Source organism: Bradyrhizobium vignae (genome assembly GCF_004114425.1).
Taxonomy (GTDB): domain Bacteria; phylum Pseudomonadota; class Alphaproteobacteria; order Rhizobiales; family Xanthobacteraceae; genus Bradyrhizobium; species Bradyrhizobium vignae.
On record NZ_RDQF01000010.1, the window covers coordinates 100,565 to 127,231 of the forward strand.

Annotated in this window: 20 protein-coding genes and 1 pseudogene; 9 read left to right on the forward strand and 12 right to left on the reverse strand. The window is 65.5% G+C overall.

Translation table 11 applies throughout. The features are described 5' to 3' along the window. Positions 1-101: 101 nt before the first annotated feature. The 5 genes from EAV90_RS11440 to EAV90_RS11460 form a co-directional block, all read right to left on the reverse strand. Entirely contained in the window at positions 102-419 is a 318-nt protein-coding gene (locus EAV90_RS11440) for an HPr family phosphocarrier protein (protein WP_122400667.1), read from the reverse strand. Beyond that, positions 416-817 carry a PTS sugar transporter subunit IIA gene (locus tag EAV90_RS11445; protein ID WP_007597752.1) on the reverse strand — a complete coding sequence of 134 codons (402 nt, stop codon included), beginning with the start codon at positions 815-817 and terminating at the stop codon, positions 416-418. Before EAV90_RS11445 ends, EAV90_RS11440 begins: the two co-directional genes overlap by 4 nt. 133 nt (positions 818-950) lie before the next feature. Further along, on the reverse strand, positions 951-1,475 hold the full coding sequence (locus tag EAV90_RS11450; RefSeq protein ID WP_122400668.1) for an HPr kinase/phosphorylase: 525 nt from the start codon (positions 1,473-1,475) through the stop codon (positions 951-953). Beyond that, positions 1,472-3,268 (reverse strand): sensor histidine kinase, encoded by a 1,797-nt coding sequence (locus tag EAV90_RS11455; protein WP_129143439.1) that lies wholly within the window; start codon positions 3,266-3,268, stop codon positions 1,472-1,474. The genes EAV90_RS11450 and EAV90_RS11455 overlap by 4 nt, the downstream gene beginning before the upstream one ends. Before the next feature lie 121 nt (positions 3,269-3,389). After that, the gene (locus EAV90_RS11460; protein ID WP_008542552.1) at positions 3,390-4,091 is read right to left on the reverse strand and encodes a response regulator transcription factor; all 702 of its coding nucleotides are present in this window, start codon (positions 4,089-4,091) and stop codon (positions 3,390-3,392) included. 240 nt (positions 4,092-4,331) lie between these two features. Here EAV90_RS11460 and EAV90_RS11465 point away from each other — a divergent pair, with 240 nt between their 5' ends. The 3 genes and pseudogenes from EAV90_RS11465 (at position 4,332) to EAV90_RS11475 (ending at position 9,635) form a co-directional block, all read left to right on the forward strand. Beyond that, positions 4,332-5,081 (forward strand): HugZ family pyridoxamine 5'-phosphate oxidase, encoded by a 750-nt coding sequence (locus tag EAV90_RS11465; RefSeq protein ID WP_122400670.1) that lies wholly within the window; start codon positions 4,332-4,334, stop codon positions 5,079-5,081. A 62-nt stretch (positions 5,082-5,143) separates the two neighbouring features. Further along, positions 5,144-7,727, forward strand: a pseudogene (locus EAV90_RS11470) (CHAT domain-containing tetratricopeptide repeat protein). 291 nt (positions 7,728-8,018) lie between these two features. Next, complete coding sequence (locus tag EAV90_RS11475; RefSeq protein WP_129143440.1) at positions 8,019-9,635, forward strand: phosphoenolpyruvate carboxykinase; 1,617 nt, start codon at positions 8,019-8,021, stop codon at positions 9,633-9,635. Positions 9,636-9,794: 159 nt separating this feature from the next. On the opposite strand, the gene EAV90_RS11480 is transcribed toward EAV90_RS11475, so the two are convergent. Further along, positions 9,795-10,610, reverse strand: coding sequence for an acyl-CoA thioesterase (locus EAV90_RS11480; protein WP_129143441.1), 816 nt, complete (start codon positions 10,608-10,610; stop codon positions 9,795-9,797). A gap of 237 nt (positions 10,611-10,847) precedes the next feature. Continuing rightward, positions 10,848-13,364: a glycogen/starch/alpha-glucan phosphorylase gene (locus EAV90_RS11490; RefSeq protein WP_162500092.1), complete on the reverse strand. Its 2,517-nt coding sequence runs from the start codon at positions 13,362-13,364 to the stop codon at positions 10,848-10,850. Positions 13,365-13,568: 204 nt separating this feature from the next. Here EAV90_RS11490 and EAV90_RS11495 point away from each other — a divergent pair, with 204 nt between their 5' ends. After that, positions 13,569-13,814, forward strand: a complete 246-nt coding sequence (locus tag EAV90_RS11495) for a hypothetical protein (RefSeq protein WP_122400677.1) — start codon at positions 13,569-13,571, stop codon at positions 13,812-13,814. Positions 13,815-13,835: 21 nt separating this feature from the next. Here the strand turns inward: EAV90_RS11495 and EAV90_RS11500 are convergent, their stop codons facing one another. Continuing rightward, positions 13,836-14,699, reverse strand: coding sequence for a LysR family transcriptional regulator (locus EAV90_RS11500; protein ID WP_164936880.1), 864 nt, complete (start codon positions 14,697-14,699; stop codon positions 13,836-13,838). 110 nt (positions 14,700-14,809) lie between these two features. Here EAV90_RS11500 and EAV90_RS11505 point away from each other — a divergent pair, with 110 nt between their 5' ends. Together EAV90_RS11505 and EAV90_RS11510 are read left to right on the forward strand one after the other, a co-directional pair. Beyond that, positions 14,810-15,721: a DMT family transporter gene (locus tag EAV90_RS11505; RefSeq protein WP_122400679.1), complete on the forward strand. Its 912-nt coding sequence runs from the start codon at positions 14,810-14,812 to the stop codon at positions 15,719-15,721. Between the two features lie 12 nt (positions 15,722-15,733). Then, positions 15,734-16,507, forward strand: coding sequence for an MBL fold metallo-hydrolase (locus EAV90_RS11510; RefSeq protein WP_122400680.1), 774 nt, complete (start codon positions 15,734-15,736; stop codon positions 16,505-16,507). A 107-nt stretch (positions 16,508-16,614) separates the two neighbouring features. Here the strand turns inward: EAV90_RS11510 and EAV90_RS11515 are convergent, their stop codons facing one another. The 4 genes from EAV90_RS11515 to EAV90_RS11530 form a co-directional block, all read right to left on the reverse strand. After that, positions 16,615-17,385, reverse strand: coding sequence for a TIGR02186 family protein (locus EAV90_RS11515; protein ID WP_122400681.1), 771 nt, complete (start codon positions 17,383-17,385; stop codon positions 16,615-16,617). Next, positions 17,382-18,299 carry a sulfite exporter TauE/SafE family protein gene (locus EAV90_RS11520; RefSeq protein WP_122400682.1) on the reverse strand — a complete coding sequence of 306 codons (918 nt, stop codon included), beginning with the start codon at positions 18,297-18,299 and terminating at the stop codon, positions 17,382-17,384. Before EAV90_RS11520 ends, EAV90_RS11515 begins: the two co-directional genes overlap by 4 nt. A 327-nt stretch (positions 18,300-18,626) precedes the next feature. Further along, positions 18,627-22,016 (reverse strand): tetratricopeptide repeat protein, encoded by a 3,390-nt coding sequence (locus EAV90_RS11525; RefSeq protein ID WP_162500093.1) that lies wholly within the window; start codon positions 22,014-22,016, stop codon positions 18,627-18,629. Positions 22,017-22,371: 355 nt separating this feature from the next. Next, a complete protein-coding gene (locus EAV90_RS11530; RefSeq protein WP_122400684.1) occupies positions 22,372-22,962 on the reverse strand; it encodes a PadR family transcriptional regulator in 591 nt (196 codons plus the stop codon). A gap of 198 nt (positions 22,963-23,160) precedes the next feature. Here EAV90_RS11530 and EAV90_RS11535 point away from each other — a divergent pair, with 198 nt between their 5' ends. From EAV90_RS11535 to EAV90_RS11545, 3 genes are read left to right on the forward strand one after another with little or no spacing between them, the layout of a single operon-like run. Further along, the gene (locus EAV90_RS11535) at positions 23,161-23,547 is read left to right on the forward strand and encodes a nuclear transport factor 2 family protein (RefSeq protein ID WP_122400685.1); all 387 of its coding nucleotides are present in this window, start codon (positions 23,161-23,163) and stop codon (positions 23,545-23,547) included. 41 nt (positions 23,548-23,588) lie between these two features. After that, positions 23,589-25,379 carry an acyl-CoA dehydrogenase C-terminal domain-containing protein gene (locus tag EAV90_RS11540; protein WP_122400686.1) on the forward strand — a complete coding sequence of 597 codons (1,791 nt, stop codon included), beginning with the start codon at positions 23,589-23,591 and terminating at the stop codon, positions 25,377-25,379. A gap of 57 nt (positions 25,380-25,436) precedes the next feature. After that, on the forward strand, positions 25,437-26,645 hold the full coding sequence (locus EAV90_RS11545; RefSeq protein WP_122400687.1) for an acetyl-CoA C-acetyltransferase: 1,209 nt from the start codon (positions 25,437-25,439) through the stop codon (positions 26,643-26,645). The last annotated feature ends 22 nt before the right edge of the window (positions 26,646-26,667 follow it).

A 26,667-nucleotide genomic window follows, 5' to 3' on the forward strand; every position in this document is an offset into this window, starting at 1 on the left:
GGGCACGCCAAGCGTGAACCCGGAAGCTCGCGATTCCCCGGTGCGCAATTGCGCACCTGAGGTCTGGTGCTGTCGCACCATCCCGGAATGACGTTGGGGTCCTAAACCCCTTCCTCGTTGAACTTGCTCTCGACGAGCTCGGTGATCGCCGCGAGCGCGGCTTCGGCGTCAGTACCCGCCGCCGACACCGTGATCGTCGTGCCAGGACCAGCGGCCAGCATCATCAGGCCCATGATCGAGGTGCCGCCGACGGTCTCGCCGCCGCGCGTCACCCACACCTGCGCGTTGAAGCGCTCGACCGCCTGGACGAACTTCGCCGAGGCGCGCGCATGCAGGCCGCGCTTGTTGATGATCAGAAGCTCCTTGGAGATCGCGCCCGCGGGCGCGCCCGTCCCCGCTTGTGGCGCCTCGTCGCTCATTTGCCGGCGAGCACGCGGCTGGCGATGGTGACGTATTTGCGGCCCGCTTCCTGGGCCATCGCGATCGCGTCCGGCAGCGGACGTTCCTCGCGCACCTTGGCGAGCTTCACCAGCATGGGCAGGTTGATGCCCGCGAGCACTTCGACCTTGGGCCGGCTCATGCAGGATATTGCGAGGTTCGACGGTGTGCCGCCGAACATGTCGGTGAGGATCGCAACGCCGTCGCCGGAATCGACGCGGTTAACCGCCTCGATGATGTCGCTTCGGCAGAGATCGGAATCATCCTCGGCGCCGATCGTGATCGCTTCGATTTGCTTTTGTGGGCCCATGACATGTTCAAGCGCTGCCTTGAATTCGTCGGCAAGGCGCCCGTGGGTCACAAGTACTAGACCAATCATCGGAAAACTCCTCGCGGGCGCTTTTGGTGCACCGCACGAACGCGCCACTTTGACCATCCAGAGCCCCCGCGCAAGAGGGGATGTTGCGTATCTCCCTGAATATAGACGGATGGATAAGGGGAGCTGCACCGGTCTATTCGGTCGCGATAGTGGGCTTCATATGGTTACCATTTCCCTTCAAACAATCGCCAGAAGGGTTAACCGAAGATGAACTCTTGGTAGTGGTCAAGGCCGCAACAACCAAGGGGAGGGGCGAATAGTCGCGGGGGACCGGGATTCGCGGTATTTCGACACCAGAAATGCTGGTTTTCAGGGATTCGGCCGCAGGCAGGCGCTCCGCATCCGCCACATTCAGATCGACCACGAGGCCGATGGTCGCACGCTCCACGAAGTCGCAGCGGCGGATTCCTAAGCCCCGGATCTCGATCAGACCAGCCAATGCCGGCACAGGGCGGACCTCAATTTCATGGCCGACTGTCGCCAGATGGACACGGTCATCACCGACCAGAACGGCCCTGTCCACAACGCCCGACCGGCCTGCCATGATCAAATCGAAGGCAAGGCGCGACTTGCCGGATCCCGAGGGCCCGCGGATCAGCACGGCAAAAGTCCCGACCTTGACGGCGGAGGCGTGAACGCTGGGCCCGCCGTCGCTCATAGGGCCGGCAGCCTCACCACGAAGCGCGCACCGGCAACCGTCGGAGCTCCGTCGGCATCGAGCGGGCCAGGACGGTTCTCCGCCCAGATGCGTCCGCCATGGGCGTCGACGATCTGCTTGGAGATCGACAGGCCGAGGCCGGAATTCTGGCCAAAGCCCTGATGCGGACGGTCGGTGTAGAAGCGCTCGAAGATGCGCTCCAGCGCGTCGTCGCGAATGCCGGGGCCTTCATCGTCGACCACGATCTCGATCTCGCCGCGCATGCGGCGGCAGGTGAGGCGCACCTTGCTGCCGGCTTCCGAGAACGATTGTGCATTGGAGAGCAGATTGGAAATCACTTGCCCGAGCCGAGAATCGTGACCCATCACGGAGAAAGTGTCGGTCGGGCTGCGGCCCTCGAAGCGCGTCTCGACCGCGACGTCGTGGCCGAGCTTGGTTTCATTGGCGACGGACGCCAGCGTCGTCAGCAGGCGGCGCAGGTCGACCGGGATGGCGTCCTGGCGCTGCAATTCGGCATCGAGTCGGCTGGCGTCGGAGATGTCGGAGATCAGCCGGTCGAGCCGCTTGACGTCGTGCTCGATCACCTCGAGCAGGCGTGCGCGGCTGCTCTCGTTGCGGGCCAGCGGCAGCGTCTCGACCGCCGAGCGCAACGAGGTCAGCGGGTTCTTCAATTCATGGGCGACGTCGGCGGCGAACATCTCGATCGCCTCGATGCGGCTGTAGAGCGCGCTGGTCATGTCGCGCAGCGCGCCGGAGAGGTGGCCGATCTCGTCGCGGCGGCGGGTGAAATCGGGAATCTCGATGCGCGCCTTGATGCGGCGGCGGACGCGCTCGGCGCTGTCGGCGAGCCGGCGCACGGGCCCGGCGATCGTGCTCGCCAGCAAGAGCGACAGCATGATCATGACGGCGGCGGCGACGCCGCCGACCTTCAGGATCGCGAGACGCTCGGCCGTGACCATCTGGTCGATGTCGTCACCTTGCGTCGACAGCATCAGCGCGCCGTGGATTGCGCGCGAGCGGAGCACGGGGACCGCGACGGACACGATCACCTCGCCGCGCGCATTGACCCGCACCATCGAACGCTTCTGGCCCTGAAGAGCGTCGCCCACCTCCGCATAGCCGTTGCCGTTCTCGGGCCCGAGCTCGCGATAGAGCGGCAGATCGCCGCGGTTCAGCCAGGTACGCACCGCGACCATGCCGCGCTCGACGATGCCGGGCTTCTCGGCCGGCGGCGGCAGGTCGTAGCGCAGCACGTTTTCGAGGTTGCGGCTGTCGAGCAGCAGGCTGCCGTTCGGATCGTAGATGCGGGCGCGCGTCTTGGTCGGCGAGATCAGCGTGCGCAGCACCGGCGCCACGCGCTCCGGATTGATCGGGAAGTCCAGCGGCGAATATTCGTCCGAGCCGCCATAGGTCTCGCCCGGCTTGAGGTCGAGCAGCCTGTCGGGATCGATGGTGATGGCGTTGGTCTGCACCGTGGCGGAGGCCGCGATCGCGCCGGCGATGATCTCGGCCTGGACCAGCAGGCTCTGCGCGCGCGCGTCGATCAGGCCGGCGCGGAATTGCGACAGGTACAGGATGCTCGCCACCAGTGCGACGAGACCGGCGAGGTTGAGCGAGACGATGCGGCGGGTCAGGCTCGAGAAGGACAGCGCAAAGAAGAACTGCCCGGCGCGCTTCAGCCAGTTCAGCGGCCGCCAGCCCTGCGGCTTATCATCGGTGACGTGGTCCGGAACGCCGTCGGATACGAGATCCCCGGCGCTCTGGTTTGGGTCAGGCTGCGTTCGGTCAAGCAATGCTTACGCCCGCGTTAGGACAGGCCGTGCGAAGGTCCCCCCGCATCCTAGAGCGATCCTGGCCCCGATGGAACGAGAACCGGAGATGCTCTCTCGATCGTCGTGGAGGGCGCCCGCCGCCTCAGGCTTCCTTGAAACGGTAGCCGACGCCGTAAAGCGTCTCGATCATCTCGAACTCGTTGTCGACCACCTTGAACTTCTTGCGCAGCCGCTTGATGTGGCTGTCGATGGTACGGTCGTCGACATAGACCTGGTCGTCATAGGCGGCGTCCATCAACGCGTTGCGGCTCTTCACCACGCCGGGCCGGGTCGCGAGCGCCTGCAGGATCAGGAATTCGGTGACGGTCAGCGTCACCGGCTCGTTCTTCCAGGTGCAGGTATGGCGTTCCGGATCCATGCGCAAAAGGCCGCGGTCGAGCGCCTTGGCGTCGTTCTCCTTGGGCGCGACGGTCGGGTCCTTCGGCGCCGAACGGCGCAGCACCGCCTTGACGCGCTCGACCAGAAGGCGCTGCGAGAACGGTTTACGGATGAAGTCGTCGGCGCCCATCTTGAGGCCGAACAGCTCGTCGATCTCTTCGTCCTTGGAGGTGAGGAAGATCACCGGCAGGTCCGATTTCTGCCTGAGACGACGCAGCGTCTCCATGCCGTCCATGCGCGGCATCTTGATGTCGAGGATGGCAAGATCGGGCTGGGTGGTGCGAAAACCGTCGAGCGCGGAGGCACCGTCGGTGTAGGTCATGATGCGGTAGCCTTCGGCTTCCAGCGCGATCGAGACGGATGTGAGAATGTTGCGGTCGTCGTCGACCAAAGCGATTGTGGGCATGAGCCTCTGCTTTCTGCTTTCCGTTTGGGTCGTGGCTTGAAACGGCGAGCAATCAGTGATGCGCCGCATACATGGGTGCCGAACTCGGCATTCGAACCTTGTCACCGAGCAATGCAAGCTGGGCTGAAGTGTGACCAAGTTCCACGAAACACGGCAGATTCGCCGCGTCTCGACCCGTAACCGGGCCCCCGTTTACCCGAAACAAGGCCCCCCATGCAACCACCTGACCCGAGAAAGCCGATGCAACCGACCCCGGATTTCGACCCCGCAAAGCTCGCCAAATCGCTGCTGAGGCGATCCCGGCAGGGCGCGCTGGCGACGCTGATGGCCGGCAGCGGCGATCCCTATTGTTCCCTGGTCAATCTCGCCAGCCACCCCGATGGCTCGCCGATCCTCCTGATCTCGCGCCTCGCCGTGCACACCCGGAACATCCTCGCAGACAGCCGGGTCTCGCTGATGCTGGACGAGCGCGCGGCCGGCGATCCCCTGGAAGGTGCCCGGATCATGCTGTCAGGCCGCGCGGAACAGGCCGCCGCGAACAAGGATCTGCTCCAGCGACGGTATCTCAGTGCCCATCCGTCGGCAGAGGGCTTTGTTTCCTTTAAGGATTTCTCCTTCTTCCTGATCCGGCCCACGGGAACTCATCTGGTCGCGGGTTTCGGCCGGATCATCGACCTCAAGCCTGAGCAATTCCTGACGGACCTCACCGGCGCCGAGGACCTGCTGGCCGCGGAAGAGGGCGCCGTGGAGCACATGAACGCCGACCATCGCGATGCCATGAACCTCTATGCAACAAAGCTCCTCGGCGGCGCCGCGGGGGATTGGCGCTGCACCGGCTGTGACCCTGAAGGCCTCGACATGCAGGACGGCCGAACGACACTGCGGCTGGAGTTCCCGGAGCGGGTGACGGATGGCACGGGCTTGCGCAAGATGCTGGTCCGCCTCGCTGGCGAAGCGCGCATGAAGGTGGACCAGAGCGCAACAGATTGAACGCCGCCGCCCATCGCTGCGACCCAGATCGTAACCGGTCCGGGTCGGCAGCGAGAGGGTTCATGACGCATCGTCGTTTGGCACTGGCCGCGGGCCTGGCACTCGCCATCACCACGTCCTTTGCTCCGCCTGCTCTCGCCCAGAAGGTCAGTCCCGCCGCACAGGGCGCGCGGATCAATGCGCTCATGAGCGCCGGCAAATATGCGGAAGCGCTTCCGCTCGCGCAGGCGATGGTCACGAGCCTGGAGAAGGGCGATGACGGCCGCGAATTGTCCGCCGCACTCAACAATCTCGGCCAGGTCTATGCCGGCCAGGGTCGCGACGATCTGGCCGAGCCGATCTACAAGCGGGCCATCGCGCTGTTGGAAAAGTCGCTCGGCCTCGACACCGCCTTGATCGCACCCGAGCTGAGCAATCTCGCCGCGCTATATCAGCGGCAGGGCCGCTTCACCGTTGTTCAAGCGCGCGCTCACCGTCAGCGAAAGGAGCCTGTCGCGCGAGCATCCCGATGTCGGCCGGGCCCTCAACAATCTCGCCACGCTTTATGTGAAGCAGGAGCGCTTTGCCGAGGCGGAGCCGCTGTTTCAGCGGGCGCTCGCGATCTATCAGAAAGCCGCCGGGCCCGAGCATCCCGCGGTTGCGACCATCCTGAACAACATCGGTCAGGTCGATCGCGACCTCAACCGCGACGCCGATGCCGAAGCGCCGATCAAGCGCTCGCTCGCCATCCGCGAAAAAGTGCTCGGGCCAGATCATCCCGATGTCGCGCGTTCGCTCAACAATCTCGCCGGGCTCTACGAGCACCAGCAGCGCTATGCCGAGGCCGAGCCGCTTTATCGCCGCGCCCTGTCGATCCGTGAGCGTGCACTCGGACCAGATCATCCTGACGTCGCGACCTCGACAAGCAATCTCGCTTATTTCCTGCAGGCGACGGGACGGACTGCCGACGCCTTGCCGTTCGCGCAGAAGACGCTCGCTGCCAATCGTGCGCAGCTGCGGGTCGTGCTGCCGATCCTGCTCGCGGCGCGGCAGCAATCGCTGCTGGCGAGCGACAAGGCACTCGATGATGCGCTCGGTGCGATCCAGCGCGGCACGCAATCTTCGGCCGCTTCTGCGGTGAACAAGCTCGCGGTGCGGCTGGCCGCCGGCAGCGACCGGCTCGCTGAGCTCGTGCGGAAGGATCAGGATCTCGCAGCCGAGTCCGAAGCGCTCGACAAGGCGATCATCGCTGCGGTGTCGAAGCAATCCGCCCAGCGCGACGTTGCGGCCGAGCAGCGCAGCCGCGCGCGGATCGCGGCGATCGCGAGCGCGCGCGACGGATTGCAGAAGACGCTCGCCATCGAGTTTCCCGACTATTCCTCGCTCTCCAACCCGCTGCCGCTGGCGGTGAAGGACATCCAGCCGCTGCTGTCGGCCGACGAGGCGATGGTGATCTATTGCGTCGTCGACAAGCAGAGCTATGTCGTCGCGATCACGCGCGAGGGCGTCGACTGGAAGGAGATTTCTCTCGGAGCGGATGCGCTGGCGCAGAAGGTGGCCGCTTTCCGCAAGGGGCTGGATGTCGGCAAGGCGCACGACGCTTCCGGCAAATCGGGCCTGTTCGATCTCGCGCTCGCGAGCGAGCTCTATGTCGCGCTGCTCGGCCCGGTCGAGGCGCTGACGAAGGACAAGCGCAACCTGCTGGTCGTGCCCTCGGCGGCGCTGACCGCATTGCCGTTTCATCTGCTGGTCACGGAGAAGCCGCAGGCTGCGATCCCGGACCGGCTCGAGGGCTATCGCGATGCCGCCTGGCTGCTGCGGCGTCAGGCCGTCTCGGTGCTGCCGTCGGTGATCGGCCTGAAATCGCTGCGCGCCTTTGCCCGCAGGGACCAAGGGGTCAAGCCGATGACCGGTTTCGGCGATCCCGTGTTCAACCCTGCAGCCGAAGCGCCTGCCGACCGGCGCGCCGCCAGCGGCAAGATCGCCGCGCGCAACGTCGCGACCATTGCCTATGCCGACTTCTGGCGCGGCGCAGGTGTCGATCGCGCGCGGCTGGCGCAGGCATTGCCGCAACTGCCCGATACTGCCGATGAGCTGAACGCGGTGGCGAGGAACGTCGGCGCCACTGATGCCGATATTCATCTCGGACGCGATGCCAGCGAAACGACGCTCAAGCGTGCAGCGCTTGCCCAATACGGCATCATCTACTTTGCCACCCACGGCCTCGTCGCCGGCGACGTCAAGGGACTGGGTGAACCCTCGCTCGCGCTCTCGATTCCCGATCAGCCATCGGAGCTCGACGACGGTCTTCTGACCGCGAGCGAAGTGGCTCAGCTCAAGCTCAACGCCGATTGGGTGGTGCTGTCCGCCTGCAACACCATCGCCGGCGACAAGCCCGGCGCCGAGGCACTGTCGGGACTGGCGCGCTCGTTCTTCTACGCAGGTGCCCGCGCACTGCTGGTTTCGCATTGGGCCGTGGATTCCGAAGCTGCGACCCGCCTGACCACATCGACGTTCGAGCTGCTCAAGAACGAACCGAAGATCGGTCGTGCCGAAGCCTTGCGCCGCGCGATGTTGACTTATCTCGACGACGCCTCGTCACCACGCAACGCTTATCCCGCGATGTGGGCACCGTTCGCGCTGATCGGCGAGGGCGAGGTACGATAGGAAGCTGCTACACGGATTGTGCGTCGCAATAACGGGACGTAACGCGCCAACGCGCATTTGGTTGCGCGATCATTCGCACTTTTTTCGATGCGCTTGCTCAGAGCTGACATGCGCGACGTTTGGCGCGGTCCTTGAATAAACCAAATCCTGCGGGATCAGCTTGGCAAGGCCAGCGTTCATCAGTATTACGTCGTTCAGCCGAGGCCGAACGAACGGCCCATTAATCACGGTGACCGCGATGGCGCCAAACTTGGTCGCGCTGGGTGTCGCGGGTTCTAGGAGGATCTTTTCGTGCAAGAGACGGGCGTGCGTAACGGTGCCTTCGGCGCCGACAAATTCGGCTTAAAGAACCTCAAGCAGGTTCACTGGAACCTCGGTGCGCCACAACTCTATCAATACTCGCTCTCGGCGGGTGAGGCGGTGCTCTCCGCTGACGGCGCGCTCTGCGCCGACACGGGCGAGTTCACCGGGCGCAGCCCGAAGGACAAGTTCACGGTGCGTGACGCCACCACCGACAAGAAGATGTGGTGGGCCGGCAACCAGTCGATCACCTCCGAGCAGTTCGAGACGCTCTACCAGGACTTCCTCAAGCACGCCGAAGGCAAGCGCCTGTTCGCGCAGGACCTCTATGGCGGCGCCGACCCGGCCTACCGGATCAAGACACGCGTCTTCACCGAGCTCGCCTGGCACTCGCTGTTCATCCGCACGCTTCTGATCCGCCCCGAGGCGATCGAGCTGTCGACCTTCGTGCCGGAGCTCACCATCATCGACATGCCGAGCTTCCGCGCCGATCCCAAACGCCACGGCGTGCGTTCGGAGAACGTCGTCGCGATCGATTTCGCCCGCAAGATCGTCCTGATCGGCGGGTCCTATTATGCCGGCGAGATGAAGAAGTCGGTCTTCACCACGCTGAATTATTACCTGCCCGAGCGCGGCGTGATGCCGATGCACTGCTCGGCCAATATCGGCTCCAAGGGCGACACGGCGATCTTCTTCGGGCTGTCAGGCACCGGCAAGACCACGCTGTCGGCCGACCCGAACCGCACGCTGATCGGCGACGACGAGCACGGCTGGGGCCCGAACGGCGTCTTCAATTTCGAGGGCGGCTGCTATGCCAAGTGCATCAAGCTCTCGAAGGAAGCCGAGCCGGAGATCTATGCGGCATCGACCCGCTTCGGTGCGGTGCTCGAGAACTGCGTGCTCGACGATGATACCCGCGTGGTCGATTTCGACGACGGCTCCAAGACCGAGAACACGCGCTCGGCCTATCCGCTCGACTTCATTCCGAACGCCTCCCGCACCGGCCGCGCGCCGCAGCCGAAGAACGTGGTGATGCTCGCCGCCGACGCCTTCGGCGTGCTGCCGCCGATCGCAAAGCTGTCGCCGGCGCAGGCGATGTATCACTTCCTGTCGGGCTACACCGCCAAGGTCGCCGGCACCGAGCGCGGCCTCGGCAACGAGCCGCAGCCGGAATTCTCCACCTGCTTCGGCTCGCCCTTCCTGCCGCTCGACCCATCCGTCTACGGCAACATGCTGCGCGACCTCATCGCCCAGCACAATGTCGATTGCTGGCTCGTCAACACGGGGTGGACCGGCGGCAAATATGGTGTCGGCTCGCGCATGCCGATCAAGGTGACGCGCGCACTGCTGACCGCCGCGCTCGACGGTTCGCTTCGCAACGTCGAATTCCGCACCGACAAGTATTTCGGCTTCGCGGTCCCGACCGCGCTGCCGGGCGTGCCGGCCGAGATCCTGAACCCGGTGAACACCTGGAAGGACAAGGACGAGTTCGACAAGACCGCCCGCGCACTGGTCGGCATGTTCCAGAAGAACTTCGCCAAGTTCGAAGCCCAGGTCGACGCCGAAGTGCGCGCCGCCGCGCCCGACGTGAAGCTGGCGGCGGAGTAGGTTCGCTTCTCTCTGTCAATGCAAAAGGGCGGCCGCAAGGCCGCCCTTTTCGTTTGTGGGCACGACCTCTCCACTCGTCATTGCGAGCGGAGCGAAGCAATCCAGAAATCCATCCGCGATTGCTTCGCCGCTACGCTCCTCGCAATGACGTGGGAGCACCTACGCCTTGAAATACGCGATCTGCGTCGTGGTCGCGAGCAGCCGTCCGTTCGGCGACCACAGCTCGCCGTTCTGGTCGCCATAGCTCCTGTGGAAGATCTTTGCGTCCGCCGTCGCGAGCACGCGCGTGATGTCTTCAGTCGCGAGTTCCTCGGCATCGGTGTGGAAATAGGTCGTCAGCGACACCGTGCCGAACGGCACCAGCTCGCGCCGGGCGTGGAAGATGCGGCCGAAGAAGGCGTCCGACATCGACATCAGCGACAGCATGTCGAGCTTGCGCGGGGTGCGGTCGCTGATCCAGATCTTCGAATAGGTGCTGGCGGGCTCGGCTTGCGGCGGGCCGATCCGCATCTCGCCCTCGACGAAGCGGAATTCGTACTGGTTGGCCCAGGACGCCGAGATCTTCGGGAATGGCAGGGTCTCCTCGAACGGCTTGGCGTCCGGGCATTTCGCCACCCTGTGCTCCCACGAAGGCCGGCGCTCGGCGAACACGGCGGTGGCGAGCGTTGCGACCTCGCCGCCGCCCTGGCTGAGCTCGACGCTCCAGTGCTGGCTGGATCGGTTGGCTTTGACCAGCCGCACGTCGAGATCGAACGGGCCCTTGGCGATCGGCGCGCAATAATTGACGGTGACGGCGAGCGGATCGCCGGCGCGTTCGGGATGGTCGATCAGTGCGCGCAAAATGGTCGCAGCCGTCGCGCCGCCGAACGGGCCGACAAAGGCCCAGTAATCGTCGCTGGTGTGTCCCTGCCAGCTCGAGTCACCCGCGGTGATGCGCGTGGCCTCGTCGAAGGGATGCGGGAGTCTGGCGTGCATTGTTTGTCCTCGGTGTCTCCCCGCCGTCATTGCGAGGAGCCCTCGCGACGAAGCGATCCAGGCTGTCGCCGCGGATGCATTTTCTGGATTGCTTTGCTGCGCTCGCAATGACGGTGTTCGAGGTTACGGCGTCGGTATCGCTGACGCCGCCCTGGGCGATGATGATAGTCATATCATCATCCCCTTCGCGGGATGCAATAACCCCGCAGGTAACGCTGGATTTCGCTCCGCGGAAAATCAGCCCGCGGCGTCGCGCAAATCCGGCAGCAGCGGCGTGGTCGGGTTGACCGGCACGTTCCAGATCTCCTCGGCATATTCGCGGATGGTGCGGTCCGAGGAGAACCAGGCCATGCGCGCGACGTTGAGGATGGAGGCGCGCGTCCAGGCCGGCGCGACCAGCCAGCGCGCATCGACCGCGCGCTGCGCCTCGTAATAGGAATCGAAATCGGCGCTGACCATGTAATGGTCGAGATAGCGCAGCGCGTGCGCGATGGATTCGAAGCGGCCGGGATCGCCGGGCGAGAATTCGCCGGCGCCGATCGCATTGATGGCGCGCTGCAGCTTCGGCGAATTGCGGATCACGTCGGAGGCATCCAGCCCCTGCTTGCGCCGGATCATCACGTCGCCGGCCTCCATGCCGAAGATCGCGATGTTCTCCGCGCCGACATGGTCGCGGATCTCGATGTTGGCGCCGTCGAGCGTGCCGATGGTGATGGCGCCGTTCAGCGCGAGCTTCATGTTGCCGGTGCCGGAAGCCTCCATGCCGGCGGTGGAGATCTGCTCGGACAAATCGGCCGCGGGAATGATCACTTCGGCGAGGCTGACATTGTAGTCCGGGAGGAACACGACCTTGAGCTTGCCGCCGATCGCGGGATCGTTGTTGACGATGTCGGCGACGTCGTTGATCAGCTTGATGATCAGCTTTGCGTAGCGGTAGCTTGCCGCCGCCTTGCCGGCGAAGATCTTCACCCGCGGCACCCAATTGCCGTTGGGGTCGTCCTTGATCGCCTGGTACAGCGCGACCGTCTCGACGACGTTGAGCAGCTGGCGCTTGTACTCATGGATGCGCTTGATCTGGACGTCGAACAGTGCGCTGGGATCGACCTTGATGCCGAGCCGCTCGCCGATCAGGCGGGCGAGCTGTGTCTTGTTGTGGTGCTTGACGCTGCGGAATTTCTGCTGGAACGCGACGTCACTGGCGCGCGCCTCGATCAGGCTGAGCTGGGTCGGATCGTCGAGCACGGCATCGCCGCAGGTCTCGCGCAACAGCTCGGTCAGCTTCGGGTTCGCCAGCATCAGCCAGCGCCGGAAGGTGATGCCGTTGGTCTTGTTGGTGATGCGGCCGGGATAGAGATGGTTGAGATCGTGGAACACGGTCTCGCGCATCAGGTCGGAATGCATCGCCGAGACGCCGTTGATGCGGTGCGAGCCGACGAAGGCGAGCTGGCCCATCCGCACGCGGCGGCCGCTCTTCTCGTCGATCAGCGAGACCGAGGCGCGGAAGTCGATGTCGCCGGGGCAGCGCGCCTCGGCGAGCGCCAGATGCTGCACGTTGATGCGGTAGATGATCTCGAGATGCCGCGGCAGCAGCTGCTCGAACAGCTCGACCGGCCAGGTCTCCAGTGCCTCCGGCAGCAGCGTGTGGTTGGTGTAGGAGAGCGTGGCGACCGTGATCTTCCAGGCCTCGTCCCAGCGGAAATTGTGGAGGTCGACGAGGATCCGCATCAGCTCGGTGACGGCAAGGCTCGGATGGGTGTCGTTGAGCTGCACCGCGACCTTGCCGGCGAGGCTGCGCAGCTGGCCGTCGGAGGCGAGATGCCGCTTCACCAGGTCCTGGAGCGAGGCGGAGACGAAGAAATATTCCTGGCGCAGCCGCAGCTCGCGGCCCGCCGGGCTCTCGTCGTTCGGGTAGAGGAATTTGCAGATCGCCTCCGCACGCGCCTGCTCGGCACTGGCGCTGACATAATCGCCCTTGTTGAAGGCATCGAGCTTGAGCGGATCGGGCGAGCGCGCCGACCACAGCCGCAGCGCGTTGACGTGCTGGCCGCGCCAGCCGACGATCGGCGTGTCGTAGGCGATCGCCTGCACCGTCTCGGCCGGGTGCCAGATCGCGCGGTCGCGGCCCTTGTCGTCGATGTGCTCGACGCCGCCGCCGAAATGGACGTGATAGATCACCTCGGGCCGCTGCAATTCCCAGGGGTTGCCGAAGCTCAGCCATTCGTCCGGATATTCCTGCTGCCAGCCTTGATTGATGATCTGGCGAAACAGGCCGTAATCGTAGCGGATGCCGTAGCCGATCGCGGGAATCGACAACGTCGCCATGCTCTCCATGAAGCAGGCGGCGAGCCGGCCGAGGCCGCCATTGCCGAGCGCCGCGTCCGGCTCGCATTTGCGCAGCTCCGGCAGCGACACGCCGAGATCGCCGAGCGCGACCTCGAAGATCTTCAGAAGGCCCATGTTGTTGAGCGCGTCGGTGAAGAGCCGGCCGATCAGGAATTCGAGCGAGAGATAATAGACGCGCTTGCGCCCCGCATCGTAGCTTTGCTTCTCGGCCGTGAGCCAGCGATGCACGATGCGGTCGCGCAGCGCGAGCGCCGCGGCCTGATACCAGTCGTGCCTGGTCGCCATCCCCGCGTCCTTGCCAACGGCAAGGCGCAGCTTTGCCAGGATCGCGCCCTTGATCTCAGCCAGCGCGAGTTCGTCGATGGGCTGCCCGGGGGGCGGAAAACTGGACTGGAACGATTGATCTTGCAAAGCCGTCACTTCCTAGGTCGAAAGAACTCTTACCAATCTACGCGTCCTGCCCTTGCACCGGAACTGTCGCCCGAGCGGTCGTGCACTGCGCTGGCGCAAATTTATGCAAGGAACGGGCCGAGTTGGGAACCCGGACGAGCACGGAGAAACCCGGGATTCGGTGCTACATTAGGGAAGATTCAGCCATCAGTGTGGAGACGCCCCATGAGACCGCTGACGCGACTGCTGATCGAACTCGCCACTGCGGCCCTGCTCGTCGTCTGCATCAGCGTCACCACCGCGGCGTTTGCCGATGGCAGATCCGCTCGCAGCGCCGACGGCCTCAGTTGCGGCTTTACGGTCCCGCAGAATGCGTCGCCCGCAGCCCGCTGCGCCGCGATCAAGCGCCAATGCGGCGGCAAGTTCTATGCAAATGCGTGCGGCGACAAGCTGATGTCCGCGGCCAGGTGAGCGCCCTGACGTCCAGCGAATTCAGGCCGCCTTGCTCTGCACCGCATCGCAAAATTCGGCGAGACGATCCGCAAGCCGAAGCGTTGCCGGGCTCGCATCCGGCGAAGCCATCAGCGCGACCTCGGTCTTGTTGATCGGTGCAAAGCCATCCTTTGCCGTCAGCACGCGGTGATCGGACTGGATCGCCATCTCCGACAGGATGCTCAATCCCATGCCGGCGGCGACCGCGGCCTGGATGCCGGCCAGACTCGATGACGTGTAGGCGGTGTGCCAGGCGCGGCCCGCGCTTTCCAGCGCATGGATGGCGCCGGCGCGATAGATGCAGCCGAGTGGAAAGCCGATCAGCGGCACCGACGACAAGTTGACGTCGACCGGGTGGCTCTTGCTGGTGACCCAGTGCACCCGCTCGGGCCACACCGCGATCGCGTCCTTCGCGCCGGCCTCGCGCTTGTAGAGCGCAAGATCGAGCTCGCCGCGTTCGAGATCGCGGGCGAGATGCTTGCTCTGGTCGGCGCGCACGTCGAGCCGCAACCCCGGATGCGAGCGCGAGAACGCGCCCAGCAATTTGGCCAGCCGATAGGCCGCAAAATCCTCGGGAATGCCGAGCCGGATCGCGCCTTCGCCGCCGGGCTGACGCAGCACGTCGCGCGCCTCCTCGGCGAGCGAGAGCAGCCGTCGCGCATAGGAGAGCAGCCGCTCGCCGGCCTCGGTCGGGCGTACGTCCTTGCCGTCACGGTGCAGCAGCACCTGACCGACATCATCCTCCAGCCGCTTGATCTGCTGGCTCACGGTCGACTGCGTGCGGTGAACGCGCGCGCCGGCGCGGGTGAAGCCGCCCGCCTCGACCACCGAGACGAAGCTGCGCAGGAGCTCCAGATCGAGCATCGGCGCCTCCATTCGAAAATCCACTGGTATCGAGTTAATCATTTAATTTCCAAATGGCAAGCTGCCTCCCTAGATCGAGGGCCAGAAGAAAAACATCCGAGAATGCCCTCATGTCCCTCGCCACCTCGCTTCCCGCGCCCCGCAGCCGCTTCAATACGCTGCCGCTTGCCATCGGCCTGTTCTGTCTGCTCTGGAGTTATGCCTTCGTCGCCGGCAAGATCGGCGTCACCCATTGCCCGCCGTTGATCCTGCTCGCCGCGCGTTTCTCGCTCGCGGGCATCTTGATCCTGGGTGCGACGCTGATCCGCGGCGAGGCTTGGTCGCTGTCATGGCGCGATGCCGCCGTCTTCGCGGTGCTCGGCATCGCCAACAACGCGCTCTATCTCGGGCTCGGCTACACCGGGCTGCAATCGGTCTCCGCCGGCCTCGGCGGGCTGATCGTGTCGGCCAATCCGGTGTTCACGGCGGCGCTCGCCGCGCTTCTGCTCGGCGAAGGCATGACCTGGCGCAAGGCGAGCGGCCTCTTGCTCGGCGTCATCGGCGTGACGGCGATCGTCTGGCATCGCCTGTCGGTCGGCACCGATTCCCTGCATGGCATCGTCTTCACGCTGGCTTCGCTCGCCTCGATCGTTGCCGGCACCATCCTGTTCAAGCTGCTGGCGCCGAAGGGGTCGTTGTGGATCGGCAACGGCGTGCAGAACCTGGCTGCAGGCGTAGCGCTGACGCCGATCGCGCTCACCTTCGCCGATGTCGACGCGATCGACTATACGCCGAGCCTGATCGGCGCCTTCGCCTTCCTCGTGCTCGGCGGCTCAATTCTCGCTTACTGGCTCTGGTTTCATCTCTTGAAAGTGTGTGGCGCGACTGCCGCCAGCGCCTATCATTTCCTGATGCCGCCGCTCGGCATGCTGTTCGCCTTCCTGGTGCTCGGCGAACATATCGAGGCCCGCGACCTGCTCGGGATCATTCCGGTCGCGCTCGGCATTTACCTGGTGACGCGGCCGGCAAAGCCCGCCTCATGACAGGAGTTCATCATGCCCGTTTCCATCACCCTGATCGGCGGTCCTACCGCGCTGATCGAGATCGACGGCTTCCGCCTGCTCACCGACCCGACCTTCGACGCGCCCGGCGCGTACCAGCTGCCGCATGTGAAGCTGGAGAAGACGATCGGGCCTGCCGTGAGGCCTGACGCGATCGGCCCGGTCGATGCGGTGCTGCTCAGCCACGACCAGCACTCCGACAATCTCGACAATTCCGGCCGCGACTATCTGTTCAAGATCAAGCGCGTGCTGACGACCGAGGCGGGCGCAAAGCGCCTCGGCGGCCATGTCGAGGGCCTTGCGCCCTGGGCGACCGCGCGTCTGGAGGATGGCGACGGCAACACGCTGACCATCACCGCGACGCCCGCGCGTCACGGCCCCGCCGGCATCGAGCCGCTGTCGGGCGACGTCATCGGTTTCGTGGTGTCATCGAGCCGGAAGGACACGCGCCCGGTCTATATCAGCGGCGACACCACCTGGTTCGACGGCGTCGCCGAGGTCGCGCGCCGCTTCAAATGCGGCGTGGTGCTGCCCTTCGCGGGCGCGGCGCAAACGCGCGGGCCGTTCCATCTCACCATGGACACCAACGACACCATCGAGACCGCGCGCGCCTTTCCCGATGCGATGATCGTGCCGCTGCATACCGAAGGCTGGGCACATTTCCGCCAGAACGGCGAGGACCTGCGCAAGACCTTCGACGTGCTCGGCTTCGGACCCCGGCTGCGCCTGCTGGAGCCGGGCGTGCCGACCGTGGTCGAGGCGCCGTGATCGCGCCACCCGTCATTGCGAGGAGCCCTTGCGACGAAGCAATCCAGAGTCTTTCCGCGGCGGCAGTCTGGATTGCTTCGCTTCGCTCGCAATGACGGAGTGTGCGGCTAATCCTTCCTGAACACAATCGACGCCATCCAGCCCGTCATCAGCGCCATGGCCGCGGTAGCGAGGCCGTAGATCAGGCCGTTCTGCCGCGCCGTGGTCGCGACGAACTGCTCGAAGCCGACCTTGACGATCTCGAATGCGGTCTCGGTCTTGCCGATGAAGGCACCGTTCGCGAACAGCTTGATCTCGATCTCATAGGTGCCGATCGGCACCTCCGCCGGCAGTGGAATGCCGGTGCGGAACAGCGTCGGAGTCAGGAACGTCACTGCGCTCGCATCTTCGCGATAGAGCCCGCCCTGAGTGCGCAGGCGGATGAAGGCCGAGCGGAACGCATCGTTCGGCACGACGTCGGCGTAGTCGCCGCCGACCCGCTGCGTCAGCAGCACGTTGTTGAGCCCGATCTGCTGCCGCCGCGCGATCTCGGGCGAGGTGATGGCGTCGAAGGGGCGGTTGGCGAACAGCGCGAGATAGCTCGGCACCTGCAGGAACTGGCGGTAATCGGTGTTGATCCAGATGCCGAAGGTGCGCTCCTTGCGCCGCGTCACCATGTCGGCGCGCGGGCCCATCACGGTGACCACGAGATCGTAAGCCGTGCGGTCGGCCGGCGTCGTCGCATCCCTCTCGACCGAGCCGAACAGCACCAGCTCCTCGCCGGAATAGTTCGGCGTCACCGTGACGCGGTGGTTGGAGACCGAGACGATCAGCCGCTCGGCCCGCGCGGCGCCGCCGAGCAGCAGGACGAGAACGATGGCGAGAAGCGCGCGCATCATCCGTTCACTCCAAGCTCGCGAATGGTGAAGAGATCCGAGGGCTGGATCACCAGCTCGATCGCGAAGCGGACGCCGACCGAGAGGATCAAGAGGCCGAGCAGCAGCCGCAGCTGCTCGCCGCGGATCTTCTGGCCGGCGCGTGCGCCGAACTGCGCCCCGGTGACGCCGCCGACCATCAGGATCAGCGCCAGCACGGCGTCGACGAGGTGATTGGTCACGGCGTGCAGCAGGGTCGCGAACAGCATCGTCACCAGCGTGAGCACCATCGAGGTCCCGATCACCGTCGAGGTCGGTACCCTCAGCAGATAGATCATGATCGGCACCAGGATGAAGCCGCCGCCGATGCCCATGATGGCGCCGATGAAGCCGATCATGATGCCGACGACCACGACTGGGATCACGGACAGATAGATCTTCGAGCGCTTGAACCGCATCTTCAGCGGCAGGCCGTGGATCCAGTTGTGCGTGCGGCGCGGCGGCAGCGCGCCGCGCCGGGTCCGCATCAATGCGCGCAGGCCCTCGGAGAACATCAGGCTGCCGACGGTGCTGAGCAGCACGACGTAGGAGAGCGCGATCATCAGATCGAGCTGGCCGAGCGCGCGCAGCTGCGTGAAGGTCCACACGCCGAGCGCCGTCCCGGTCACGCCACCGCATAACAGTACACTCGCCAGCGCCGGATCGATCGCGCGCCGCCGCCAGTAAGAGAGCGCTCCGGAAAAAGAGGAGGCCGCGATGTGGCTCGCCACGGAAGCGACCGCCACCGCCGGCGTGATGCCGATGAAGATCAGCAGCGGCGTCATCAGAAAGCCGCCGCCGATGCCGAACATGCCGGAGACGAAGCCGACGGCCGCGCCCATCGCCAGCACGAGGAAGACGTTGACTGGGAGATCGGCGATCGGGAGGTAAAGCTGCATTGAGGGACCACGCTCCGGCGAGACGGATCGATTATCGCGGAATGCTCGCCGGACGGTCGGAACGATTGCCGCGCCCCTCAATAGCGGAATTTGGCGGCAGGCGGATCAGGAATTTTTGGCATGGGGAATCGCCGCGACCAGTTGGGGGGACGATGCCAGCCAGGCGCTCAGTCCACCTCTCCCCGTCGGAGAGAGGTGAACCGAGACCGTCGACGAGCAGTAAGTTCTAAAGCATGATCCGGAAAAGTGTGCAGCGGTTTTCCGAAACGATCATGCTCAAACAATAACCTGAAGCGCGATGGTGATTCATCTTGATCCCATCGCGCTTTAATGCGCCGCTGACGCCGAGCGCTTGGCGGCGACCGGCTTCGGCGCTGGCTTTGCGCTTGCCTGCGGCGCGCTATCCCAGCCGCCGTTCGGGGTCGCAACGTTGACGGCGTCGTCGGGTTGCGGCTCGGCGCTGAAGGTCTGGATCGCGAGCTTGGCAGCGGCGAGCGATTGCGGGTCGAGGCGCTTCGCCACATCGTCGCGCTTGCTGGCCGCATCGGCATCGCCCTGCGCGGCGGCCAGGCTGAACCATTTGTAGGATTCGGCGAGGTTCTGCTCGACGCCGATGCCGCGGGCATAGAGGATGCCGAGGTTGAACTGGCTGTCGGCGACGCCGCGATCGGCAGCCTTTCGGAACCACTGCGCCGCGCTCTTGTAGTTGGCGCCGCGGCCGCCGCCATCGGCATCGAGCACCGCGAGATTGTGCATCGCCTTGGCGTTGCCGCGCTCGGCGGCTTGAGTGTAATAGCGGCGCGCGATGTCGGCGTCCTTCTTCACCCCTAGGCCCTTTTCGTACAGGGTGCCGAGGCGGAAGGTCGCAGGGACGACGCCGGCCTGCGCCGCGCGGTCGTACCACTTCGCCGCTTCGTCATAATTCGTGGCGATGCCCTTGCCTTCCGCAAAGCGCACGCCGATCTCGTAGGCCGCGGTCGCATCGCCCTTCATCGCAGCGGTGCGCAGGGCCGGACCGCCGATGCCATCAGGGAGCTTCTCGCTCGGCGGCACCTGGACGAGGCCGAGCTTGGCGCGGCTGGTGCCCGACAGCGCGCCGGTGACGTCGCTGCTGGAAGCAGGCGGCGGCACGGTCGCGGCGGGCGCCTGCGGGATTTCGACCGAGGCGGTGCTGCCGGAATTGGGCGTGGGAGGCGGCGCAGTATTGTTCTGCGATTGCCGTCCGATCGGCGTCGGCGAGGTCATCGACGGCGTGACCTGCTCGGGCACGGCCGGCTTGGTCTCGACCGGCGATGGCGCGGCCTGCGGTGCCGGCTCGTTCGGAATATTCTGCATCGCCGGCGGTGCGCTGCCGCCATCGAGCAGGTTCATCGCCATCTTGAAGGTGCCGAGCACGATCACGACCACGCTCGCGCCGACCAGCAGCGAGCGGATCTTCGAGGTGATGGTCGAGCCACCTTCCTGGCCCTTGTCCTTGCCGCGGCTCGCCGCCGTCTTGGCGGCGCGGCCGGCTTTCTCGGGTGGCTGCGCGGCGGCAGCTTGCGCGGCGCGGCGTGCGGCTGCGATGAAGCTCGACGACGACACCGGCTCCTTCGGAGCCGCGGGAATTTCGCTGATCGCACTCTCTGAGGCGGCGATGCGCTCCGAGGGCGTGGCGACGCGCCCGCCCGGCCGCGTGCCCGGCTCGAGCGGATGATCCGGCGGCAGTTCTGGCACGATCGCAGCGCGCGCCGGCGCCGTATGCGGCTCCAGGATTTCGCTGATCGCGCGCGGCGGAATGGGCGGTGCCGCTGGCACCGGCGGTGGGGCGGCCGGACTGGCAGCGTGGAATTCGCGCGGCGCGGCGACGAAGGCGGCCGGTGCAGCCTGCGCGGCAGCGGGATTGGGCAGCTCAGGCTTCGGATCGTATTTCGGCGGCTGCGGCTGCGGCCGCGGCTCGCGCGCCATCGGCGCCGGCTCGATCGGTGCCGCCATCGGCATCGGCTGCGGGGCGGGGGCCGGCGGCGCGGTGCGCACCGCGCGCAGATCGCCTTCGATCATGGAGAGGCGATCGACGATGTGGCCGAGCGCACTGTGGACGGCCTCGAGCGAGTCCTGGGTGTGCCGGTTGGTCTCGGCCTGGCTGAAACGGATGTCGGAGAGCTCGCGCTTGACGAGATCGACCATGCCGGAATCGGGCGGCGGGGCGGAGTTGCGACTCTCGGCCAGCGCGGCATAGGTCGCCTGCTGCCGCTCCAGGTGCCTGAGGATGTCGTGCAGCCCGTCCTCGACGCGGCTCAAATTGTTGTTGCGCGGATCGGAGGCGGCTTCGATCCGCTCCAGCAGATAGGAGACGCGCTGTTCGAGATGGGCGAAGGTCGAGGCCGAGTCGTTGCCGACCTGCATGCGGTCGAAACGGTCCGACAGCGCGCGGATCGCGGCTTCGAGATGCTCGGTGCTCTCGGATGGCTGGGGCCGCTCGCGGGTTTCGAGCGCGGCGGTGAGCGCCGCAATGCGCTGCTCCAGCACCGCGAAGCTGTCGCCGTGGCCGGACGCGCGGGTGATCTGGTCGACCTTGGACGACAGCAGCTGCACGTCTTCGGACAGACGCGCGAGCGCCTCGTTGGACGCGACGTTGGAAACGATGGCGCGCAGCGCGGAGATCGCGCCTTCGAGCTGCTGCACGGTCGAGGGGTCGTCATTGGCGCGCAGGATCAGGTCGAGCTTGGCGCCGAGATTGCGGATCGCCTCGTCGTAGCCGGTGAGCTGCTCGGCCGGGGTCAGCGTGCGCAGCACCTGCTTGATGTCGGACAATGCGCGCTCGATGCCCGCGAGGATCTGGCCGTCGGTGCCGTTGGAGCGGGTCTCGTCGATACGACGGTGCAGCGAGCGGATCTCGTTCTCGATCGATTCGATCGCGCGCCGCGGCATCGCCTCGGTGATGGCGGCACGGATTTCGGCAAGCTCGCTGCGGAAAGCGGCGATCGCCTGCTCGGTAGTGTCGGGACGCTGGAGCGACTCGATCTGGCTGGTGATCTTGAGCAGATGGCGTTCGAGCGAGGAGAAATCCGGCCCCGGCTGCGGGGGCGGCGGCGCGTAGGCAGGTGCGGGCGGCGCCATCGGAGGCGCGTAAGGAGCCGCAGGCGCAAGCGACGGGGCGGCACGCGGCGGCATCTGCCTGGGCGTAAAGCCGTCGAGCTCGCTCTGGCGCGCCGTGATCTCGGCGACCGCGACGTCGAACGACGCCGGGCTCAGGGGTGGTGAGCTGCGATAGACCTGCGCGGCCGCGCGCTCGACCGCATCGGCCTGGCGCTGGCGCGTGTCGGCCGGGGCGGGGCGTGGCGCCTGCTGCGGCTGCCGCTGCGGACGGGAGATTTGCGACAGGCGCGCATCGAGCCGCGAGATCGCATCATTGAGCTGGCGCGCGACGCCCTGCTCGCGCGAGACGTCTCGTTCACGAGAAGAGTCTTGGCGCGGGGCGGGCTTTGAAATCCGTTCGATCTGCTGGGTGATCGCGTCGAGCCGCTGGTGGATGTCGGCGACTTCGCGGCTCTCCTGACTCGGCATGTGGTGCGGACGCTGGTCGTAGGGTCCGCGAAAGTTCGGCGGGGTCGTCTCGCCGAGCGTGGAGTTCAGCCAGTCGTTGAGTGACATGCCGGCTCTGCGCGCAGCAGCTTCGGCCCGCTCCCTGACGGAGGGATCGATGCCGTCAACACTCCACGATACGCGCGAATTCATGACTCTGTCCGGTTCCGACTCCGGCGCCCCACCCGGCGCCTTCAGCTTCCCCACGCGTGCCGGTTGCAAAGACAATCGAATTTGGCGCGGGTCGTCTGCCTCGAAAACCGACTTTTTCCTGTTACGGTAAATAACGAGTTAAGGAATGCGGCGCGGCTGTCTTAAAGTTGGGCGGGGGGAACTCGGGCACCCGAGCGGCGCCACTGCATCCAGGTGGCCTGCTGCCGCAGAAGGCGGGCGATCCAGTACGCCGCGGCGGCTCGATTCCAGCCGCGCCGCCCCGGAGTACGGGATGCCCCGCTTTCGCGGGGCATGACACCGGTGGGTGTGGTGACAGTCTCCTGTCGCGTCGGGCTCAGCCCTTCCCCTCGCGCTTGCCATCCTCGATCGGCACCACCGCGGCCTTGCCGCTCATCGTCGACAGCGCCGACAGAGCCTCTTCGCAGAAATCCGCCACCATCTGCTCGTGACGGGCCCCTAAGCGGAGCAGGAGCAGGTTGCCGAGATCGAGCCGGCCTTCCGCCGTGCCGTCCGGAAAACGCTTCTTCAGGATGCGCTCGTAATTGGCATGGCGGTCGCGATGGTGCTCCAGGCGGGCCATCAGGTCAGTGCGCATCGGTTCGATATCGACGCTGTCGAGCGCATGAAGCCGGACCAGGAGGTCGTCCTTGATAGAAGGCGGCGTGCTTGGCCGCGCGGCCCAGTGCCGCAGCGCTGTTCGGCCCTCGGGAGTGAGCGTATAGATCAGTTTGTTGGGCTTGCCTGTCTGCACGACCTCGCGGCCCTGGATGTAGCCGCGGTCGCGCAGCTTGGAGAGCTCGCGGTAGATTTGCTGGTGGTCGGCCTTCCAGAAGAAGCCGATCGAGGAATCGAAGGTCTTGGCGAGCTCGTAGCCCGTCATCGGACGTTCCGTCAGGCATGCGAGGATTGCGTCGCCCAGCGCCATCACCGGCCTCCTGTTCTTGATCTCCGACCAATATGCTTGACTTTATGCGCATCGGCGCATATGCGTCAATGTGCATATGAGGCAGCGTGCAGGCGGGCCAAAATCCCGGCTGAAAAATCCAGCGGAATCAACCTTCTGGCTACTGTGCATGGGGTTGTTTTCGTAACTTTTGCCCTTGGCCTAGGGAGGCACCTGAGAATGACCGGCCTCGATTCCTGGTACGCCTACATGAAGTCTCATGACCGCGCCGCGCTCTGGGACCTCCTGCATCCCGACGCTGTGTTCGAAAGCCCCGTCGTGCACACACCGCAGCGCGGCCGCGAAATCACCTTCAAATACCTCTCCAGCGCCGAGAAGGTGCTCGGTGGCCCCGGCTTCACCTATGTCGGCGAGTGGACGAACGAGCGCGGCGCCGTGCTCGAATTCAAGACCATGATCGACGGCATCGAGATCAACGGCGTCGACATCATCAGCTTCGATGCCGAGGGACGCATCACCCATTTCAAGGTGATGGTCCGGCCGCTCAAGGCCATCAACATGCTGCACCGCCTGATGGCGGAGCAGCTTGCCGCCGCCCAATCATAAGCCCAACATCATCCCTTCAGGGCCCATGCCGGGAGACCATCATGCCGATCTATAAAGCCCCTGTCGAAGACGTGAACTTCCTGCTCAACGACGTCTTCCAGATCGACCGCTACGACAATCTGCCGGGCTTCTCCGATGCGTCGAGCGACGTGCGCGAGGCGATCCTGGGCGAAGCCGCCAAGCTCGCCGAAGAAGTGCTGCAGCCGCTCAATCGCGTGGGCGATCTCGAAGGCTGCAAGCGGGCCGACGACGGCAGTGTCACCACGCCGAAGGGGTTCAAGGACGCCTTCAAGCAAGTGGCCGAAGGCGGCTGGCTCGGCCTGTCGGCGCCGACCGAGTTCGGGGGCCAGGGTCTGCCGGTGACGCTCTCGCAAGCCGTCAACGAATTCCAGATCTCCGCCAACATGGCGTTCTCGATGTATGGCGGCCTCACCATGGGCGCGACCGCGGCGCTGCTCGTCCATGGAAGCCCTGAGCAGAAGAAGACTTACGTGCCGAAGATGGTGGCGGGCCAATGGACCGGCACCATGAACCTCACTGAGCCGCATTGCGGCACCGATCTCGGCATGCTCCGCACCAAGGCCGTGCGCCAGGCCGACGGCAGCTTCAAGATCACGGGCACCAAGATCTTCATCTCGGCCGGCGAGCACGATCTCGCCGAAAACATCATCCATCTCGTGCTCGCCCGCATCGAGGGCGCGCCCGCCGGCATCAAGGGCGTGTCGCTGTTCGTGGTGCCGAAATTCCTCGTGAATGCCGATGGTTCGGTCGGGGCACGGAACGGCGTCGTCTGCGGCTCGATCGAGCACAAGATGGGCATCCACGGTAATTCGACGTGTGTGATGAACTACGACAACGCCACCGGCTGGCTGATCGGCGAAGAGAACAAGGGCATGCAAGGCATGTTCGTGATGATGAACGAAGCCAGGCTCGGCGTCGCCGTGCAGGGCCTCGCACAGTCGGAGGTCGCCTATCAGAACGCGGTCGCCTATGCCCGCGAGCGCATCCAAGGCCGTTCCCTCACCGGTGCCAAGGCACCTGACAAGCCGGCCGATCCGATCATCGTGCATCCCGACGTGCGCCGCACGCTGCTCTCGATCCGTGCCTTCAACGAAGCCGCGCGCGCATTCGTGATCTGGACCGCACTGAAGAGCGACGTCGCCCATCGTTCCGAAGACCCCAGGGATCGCCAGGCCGCCGACGACCACATGGGCCTGATGACGCCGGTGCTGAAGGGTTTCCTCACCGATTACGGCTTCGCCAACGCGGTGCAGGCGCAGCAGATGTATGGCGGCCACGGTTACATCGCCGAGCAGGGCATGGAGCAGTTCGTGCGCGATGCCCGTATTGCGATGATCTATGAAGGCGCCAACGGCATCCAGGCGCTCGACCTGGTCGGCCGCAAGCTGCCGCGCGACGGTGGCCGTGCCATCATGGCGTTCTTCGGCGAGGTCATGGCTTTCGCCAAGGAGAACGGCGGCGACGAGGCGATGAAGCCTTTCATCACCCCGCTCTCGACTTCGCTCGGCCATCTCCAGCAAGCCACCACCTGGCTGATGCAAAACGCGATGGCGAAGCCGGACAATGCGGGAGCAGCCGCGACCGACTACCTGCACCTCTTCGGCTTCGTCGCGCTCGGCTACATGTGGGCGAAGATGGCCAAGGTGACGCAGGCGAAGATTGCCGAGTCGGGCGCCACGCCCTATCTCTCGACCAAGCTCGTCACCGGCCGCTTCTTCATGGAGCGGATGCTGCCGGAGACCGCGGCCAATCTCGCGCGCATCCAGGCCGGCTGCGCCACCATCATGGAATTGCCGGCGGAAGCGTTCTGAAGCCTGCTTCCGCCGGCGTTTCCCAACAGCTTTCGAACATCACATCAGGAGGGCGTCATGCCTGAGGCATTCATCTACGATCACGTCCGCACCCCGCGCGGCCGCGGCAAGCCGGATGGCGCGCTGCACGAAGTCACGGCGCTCGCACTCGCCACGGTGCCGCTGAAGGCACTGAAGGACCGCAACAACCTGCCCGAGGACTCCGTCGACGACGTCGTGCTCGGCGTGGTCGATCCGGTCGGCGAAGCCGGCTCCGACATCGCGCGCTTCGCCGCGCTGAAGGCGGGCCTCGGCGAAGCCGTGCCGGGCGTGCAGATCAGCCGCTTCTGCGCCTCCGGCCTCGATGCCGTGAACTTCGCCGCCGCGCAGATCATGAGCGGCCAACACGATCTGGTGATCGGCGGCGGCGCCGAATCCATGAGCCGCGTCGGCATCGGCGCCTCCGGCGGCGCCTGGCCGATGGACCCCTCGATCGCAGTGCCGGCTTATTTCATGCCGCAGGGCGTCTCGGCCGATCTGATCGCCACCAAGTATGGCTTCTCCCGCGACGACGTCGATGCCTACGCCGTGCAGAGCCAGCAACGCGCCGGCAAGGCCTGGGACGAGGGCCGCTTCGACAAGTCGGTCGTGCCGGTGAAGGACATCAACGGCCTCACCATTCTCGCCAAGGACGAGCATATGCGCCCCAACACGACGATGCAGTCGCTGGCGCAGCTGCAGCCCTCGTTCACGATGATGGCGCAGATGGGCGGCTTCGACGGCGTCGCGGTGCAGTCGCACCCCGAGATCGAGCGCGTCAACTACGTGCACCACGCCGGCAATTCGTCGGGTATCGTCGACGGCGCCGGCGCGGTGCTGCTCGGCAGCAAAGAGGCAGGCGCGAAATACGGCATGAAGCCACGTGCGAAGATCCGCGCCTTCGCCAACATTGGCTCCGAGCCGGCGATGATGCTGACGGGTCCGGTCGACGTCACCGAAAAGCTCTTTGCGCGCTCCGGCATGAAGAAGTCGGACATCGACCTGTTCGAGCTCAACGAGGCCTTCGCCTCCGTCGTGCTGCGCTACATCCAGGCCTTCGACATCGATAACGCCAAGATCAACGTCAACGGCGGCGCGATCGCGCTCGGCCATCCGTTAGGGGCGACCGGTGCGATGATTCTCGGCACCGTGCTCGACGAGCTCGAGCGCACCAACAAGTCCACCGCCCTTGTGACGCTGTGCATCGGTGGCGGCATGGGCACCGCGACCATCATCGAGCGCGTGTAACGAGCTGCCGCAGGGTGGGCAA

Coding starts and splice junctions, on each gene's coding strand:
- EAV90_RS11450 (WP_122400668.1), bottom strand. CDS start 1,475: ATGAGCGACGGCGGGCCCAGCGTTCACGCCTCCGCCGTCAAGGTCGGG.
- EAV90_RS11440 (WP_122400667.1), bottom strand. CDS start 419: ATGAGCGACGAGGCGCCACAAGCGGGGACGGGCGCGCCCGCGGGCGCG.
- EAV90_RS11495 (WP_122400677.1), top strand. CDS start 13,569: ATGAGACCGCTGACGCGACTGCTGATCGAACTCGCCACTGCGGCCCTG.
- EAV90_RS11525 (WP_162500093.1), bottom strand. CDS start 22,016: ATGAATTCGCGCGTATCGTGGAGTGTTGACGGCATCGATCCCTCCGTC.
- EAV90_RS11445 (WP_007597752.1), bottom strand. CDS start 817: ATGATTGGTCTAGTACTTGTGACCCACGGGCGCCTTGCCGACGAATTC.
- EAV90_RS11535 (WP_122400685.1), top strand. CDS start 23,161: ATGACCGGCCTCGATTCCTGGTACGCCTACATGAAGTCTCATGACCGC.
- EAV90_RS11515 (WP_122400681.1), bottom strand. CDS start 17,385: ATGATGCGCGCGCTTCTCGCCATCGTTCTCGTCCTGCTGCTCGGCGGC.
- EAV90_RS11520 (WP_122400682.1), bottom strand. CDS start 18,299: ATGCAGCTTTACCTCCCGATCGCCGATCTCCCAGTCAACGTCTTCCTC.
- EAV90_RS11545 (WP_122400687.1), top strand. CDS start 25,437: ATGCCTGAGGCATTCATCTACGATCACGTCCGCACCCCGCGCGGCCGC.
- EAV90_RS11540 (WP_122400686.1), top strand. CDS start 23,589: ATGCCGATCTATAAAGCCCCTGTCGAAGACGTGAACTTCCTGCTCAAC.
- EAV90_RS11505 (WP_122400679.1), top strand. CDS start 14,810: ATGTCCCTCGCCACCTCGCTTCCCGCGCCCCGCAGCCGCTTCAATACG.
- EAV90_RS11510 (WP_122400680.1), top strand. CDS start 15,734: ATGCCCGTTTCCATCACCCTGATCGGCGGTCCTACCGCGCTGATCGAG.
- EAV90_RS11465 (WP_122400670.1), top strand. CDS start 4,332: ATGCAACCGACCCCGGATTTCGACCCCGCAAAGCTCGCCAAATCGCTG.
- EAV90_RS11460 (WP_008542552.1), bottom strand. CDS start 4,091: ATGCCCACAATCGCTTTGGTCGACGACGACCGCAACATTCTCACATCC.
- EAV90_RS11480 (WP_129143441.1), bottom strand. CDS start 10,610: ATGCACGCCAGACTCCCGCATCCCTTCGACGAGGCCACGCGCATCACC.
- EAV90_RS11530 (WP_122400684.1), bottom strand. CDS start 22,962: ATGGCGCTGGGCGACGCAATCCTCGCATGCCTGACGGAACGTCCGATG.
- EAV90_RS11500 (WP_164936880.1), bottom strand. CDS start 14,699: ATGCTCGATCTGGAGCTCCTGCGCAGCTTCGTCTCGGTGGTCGAGGCG.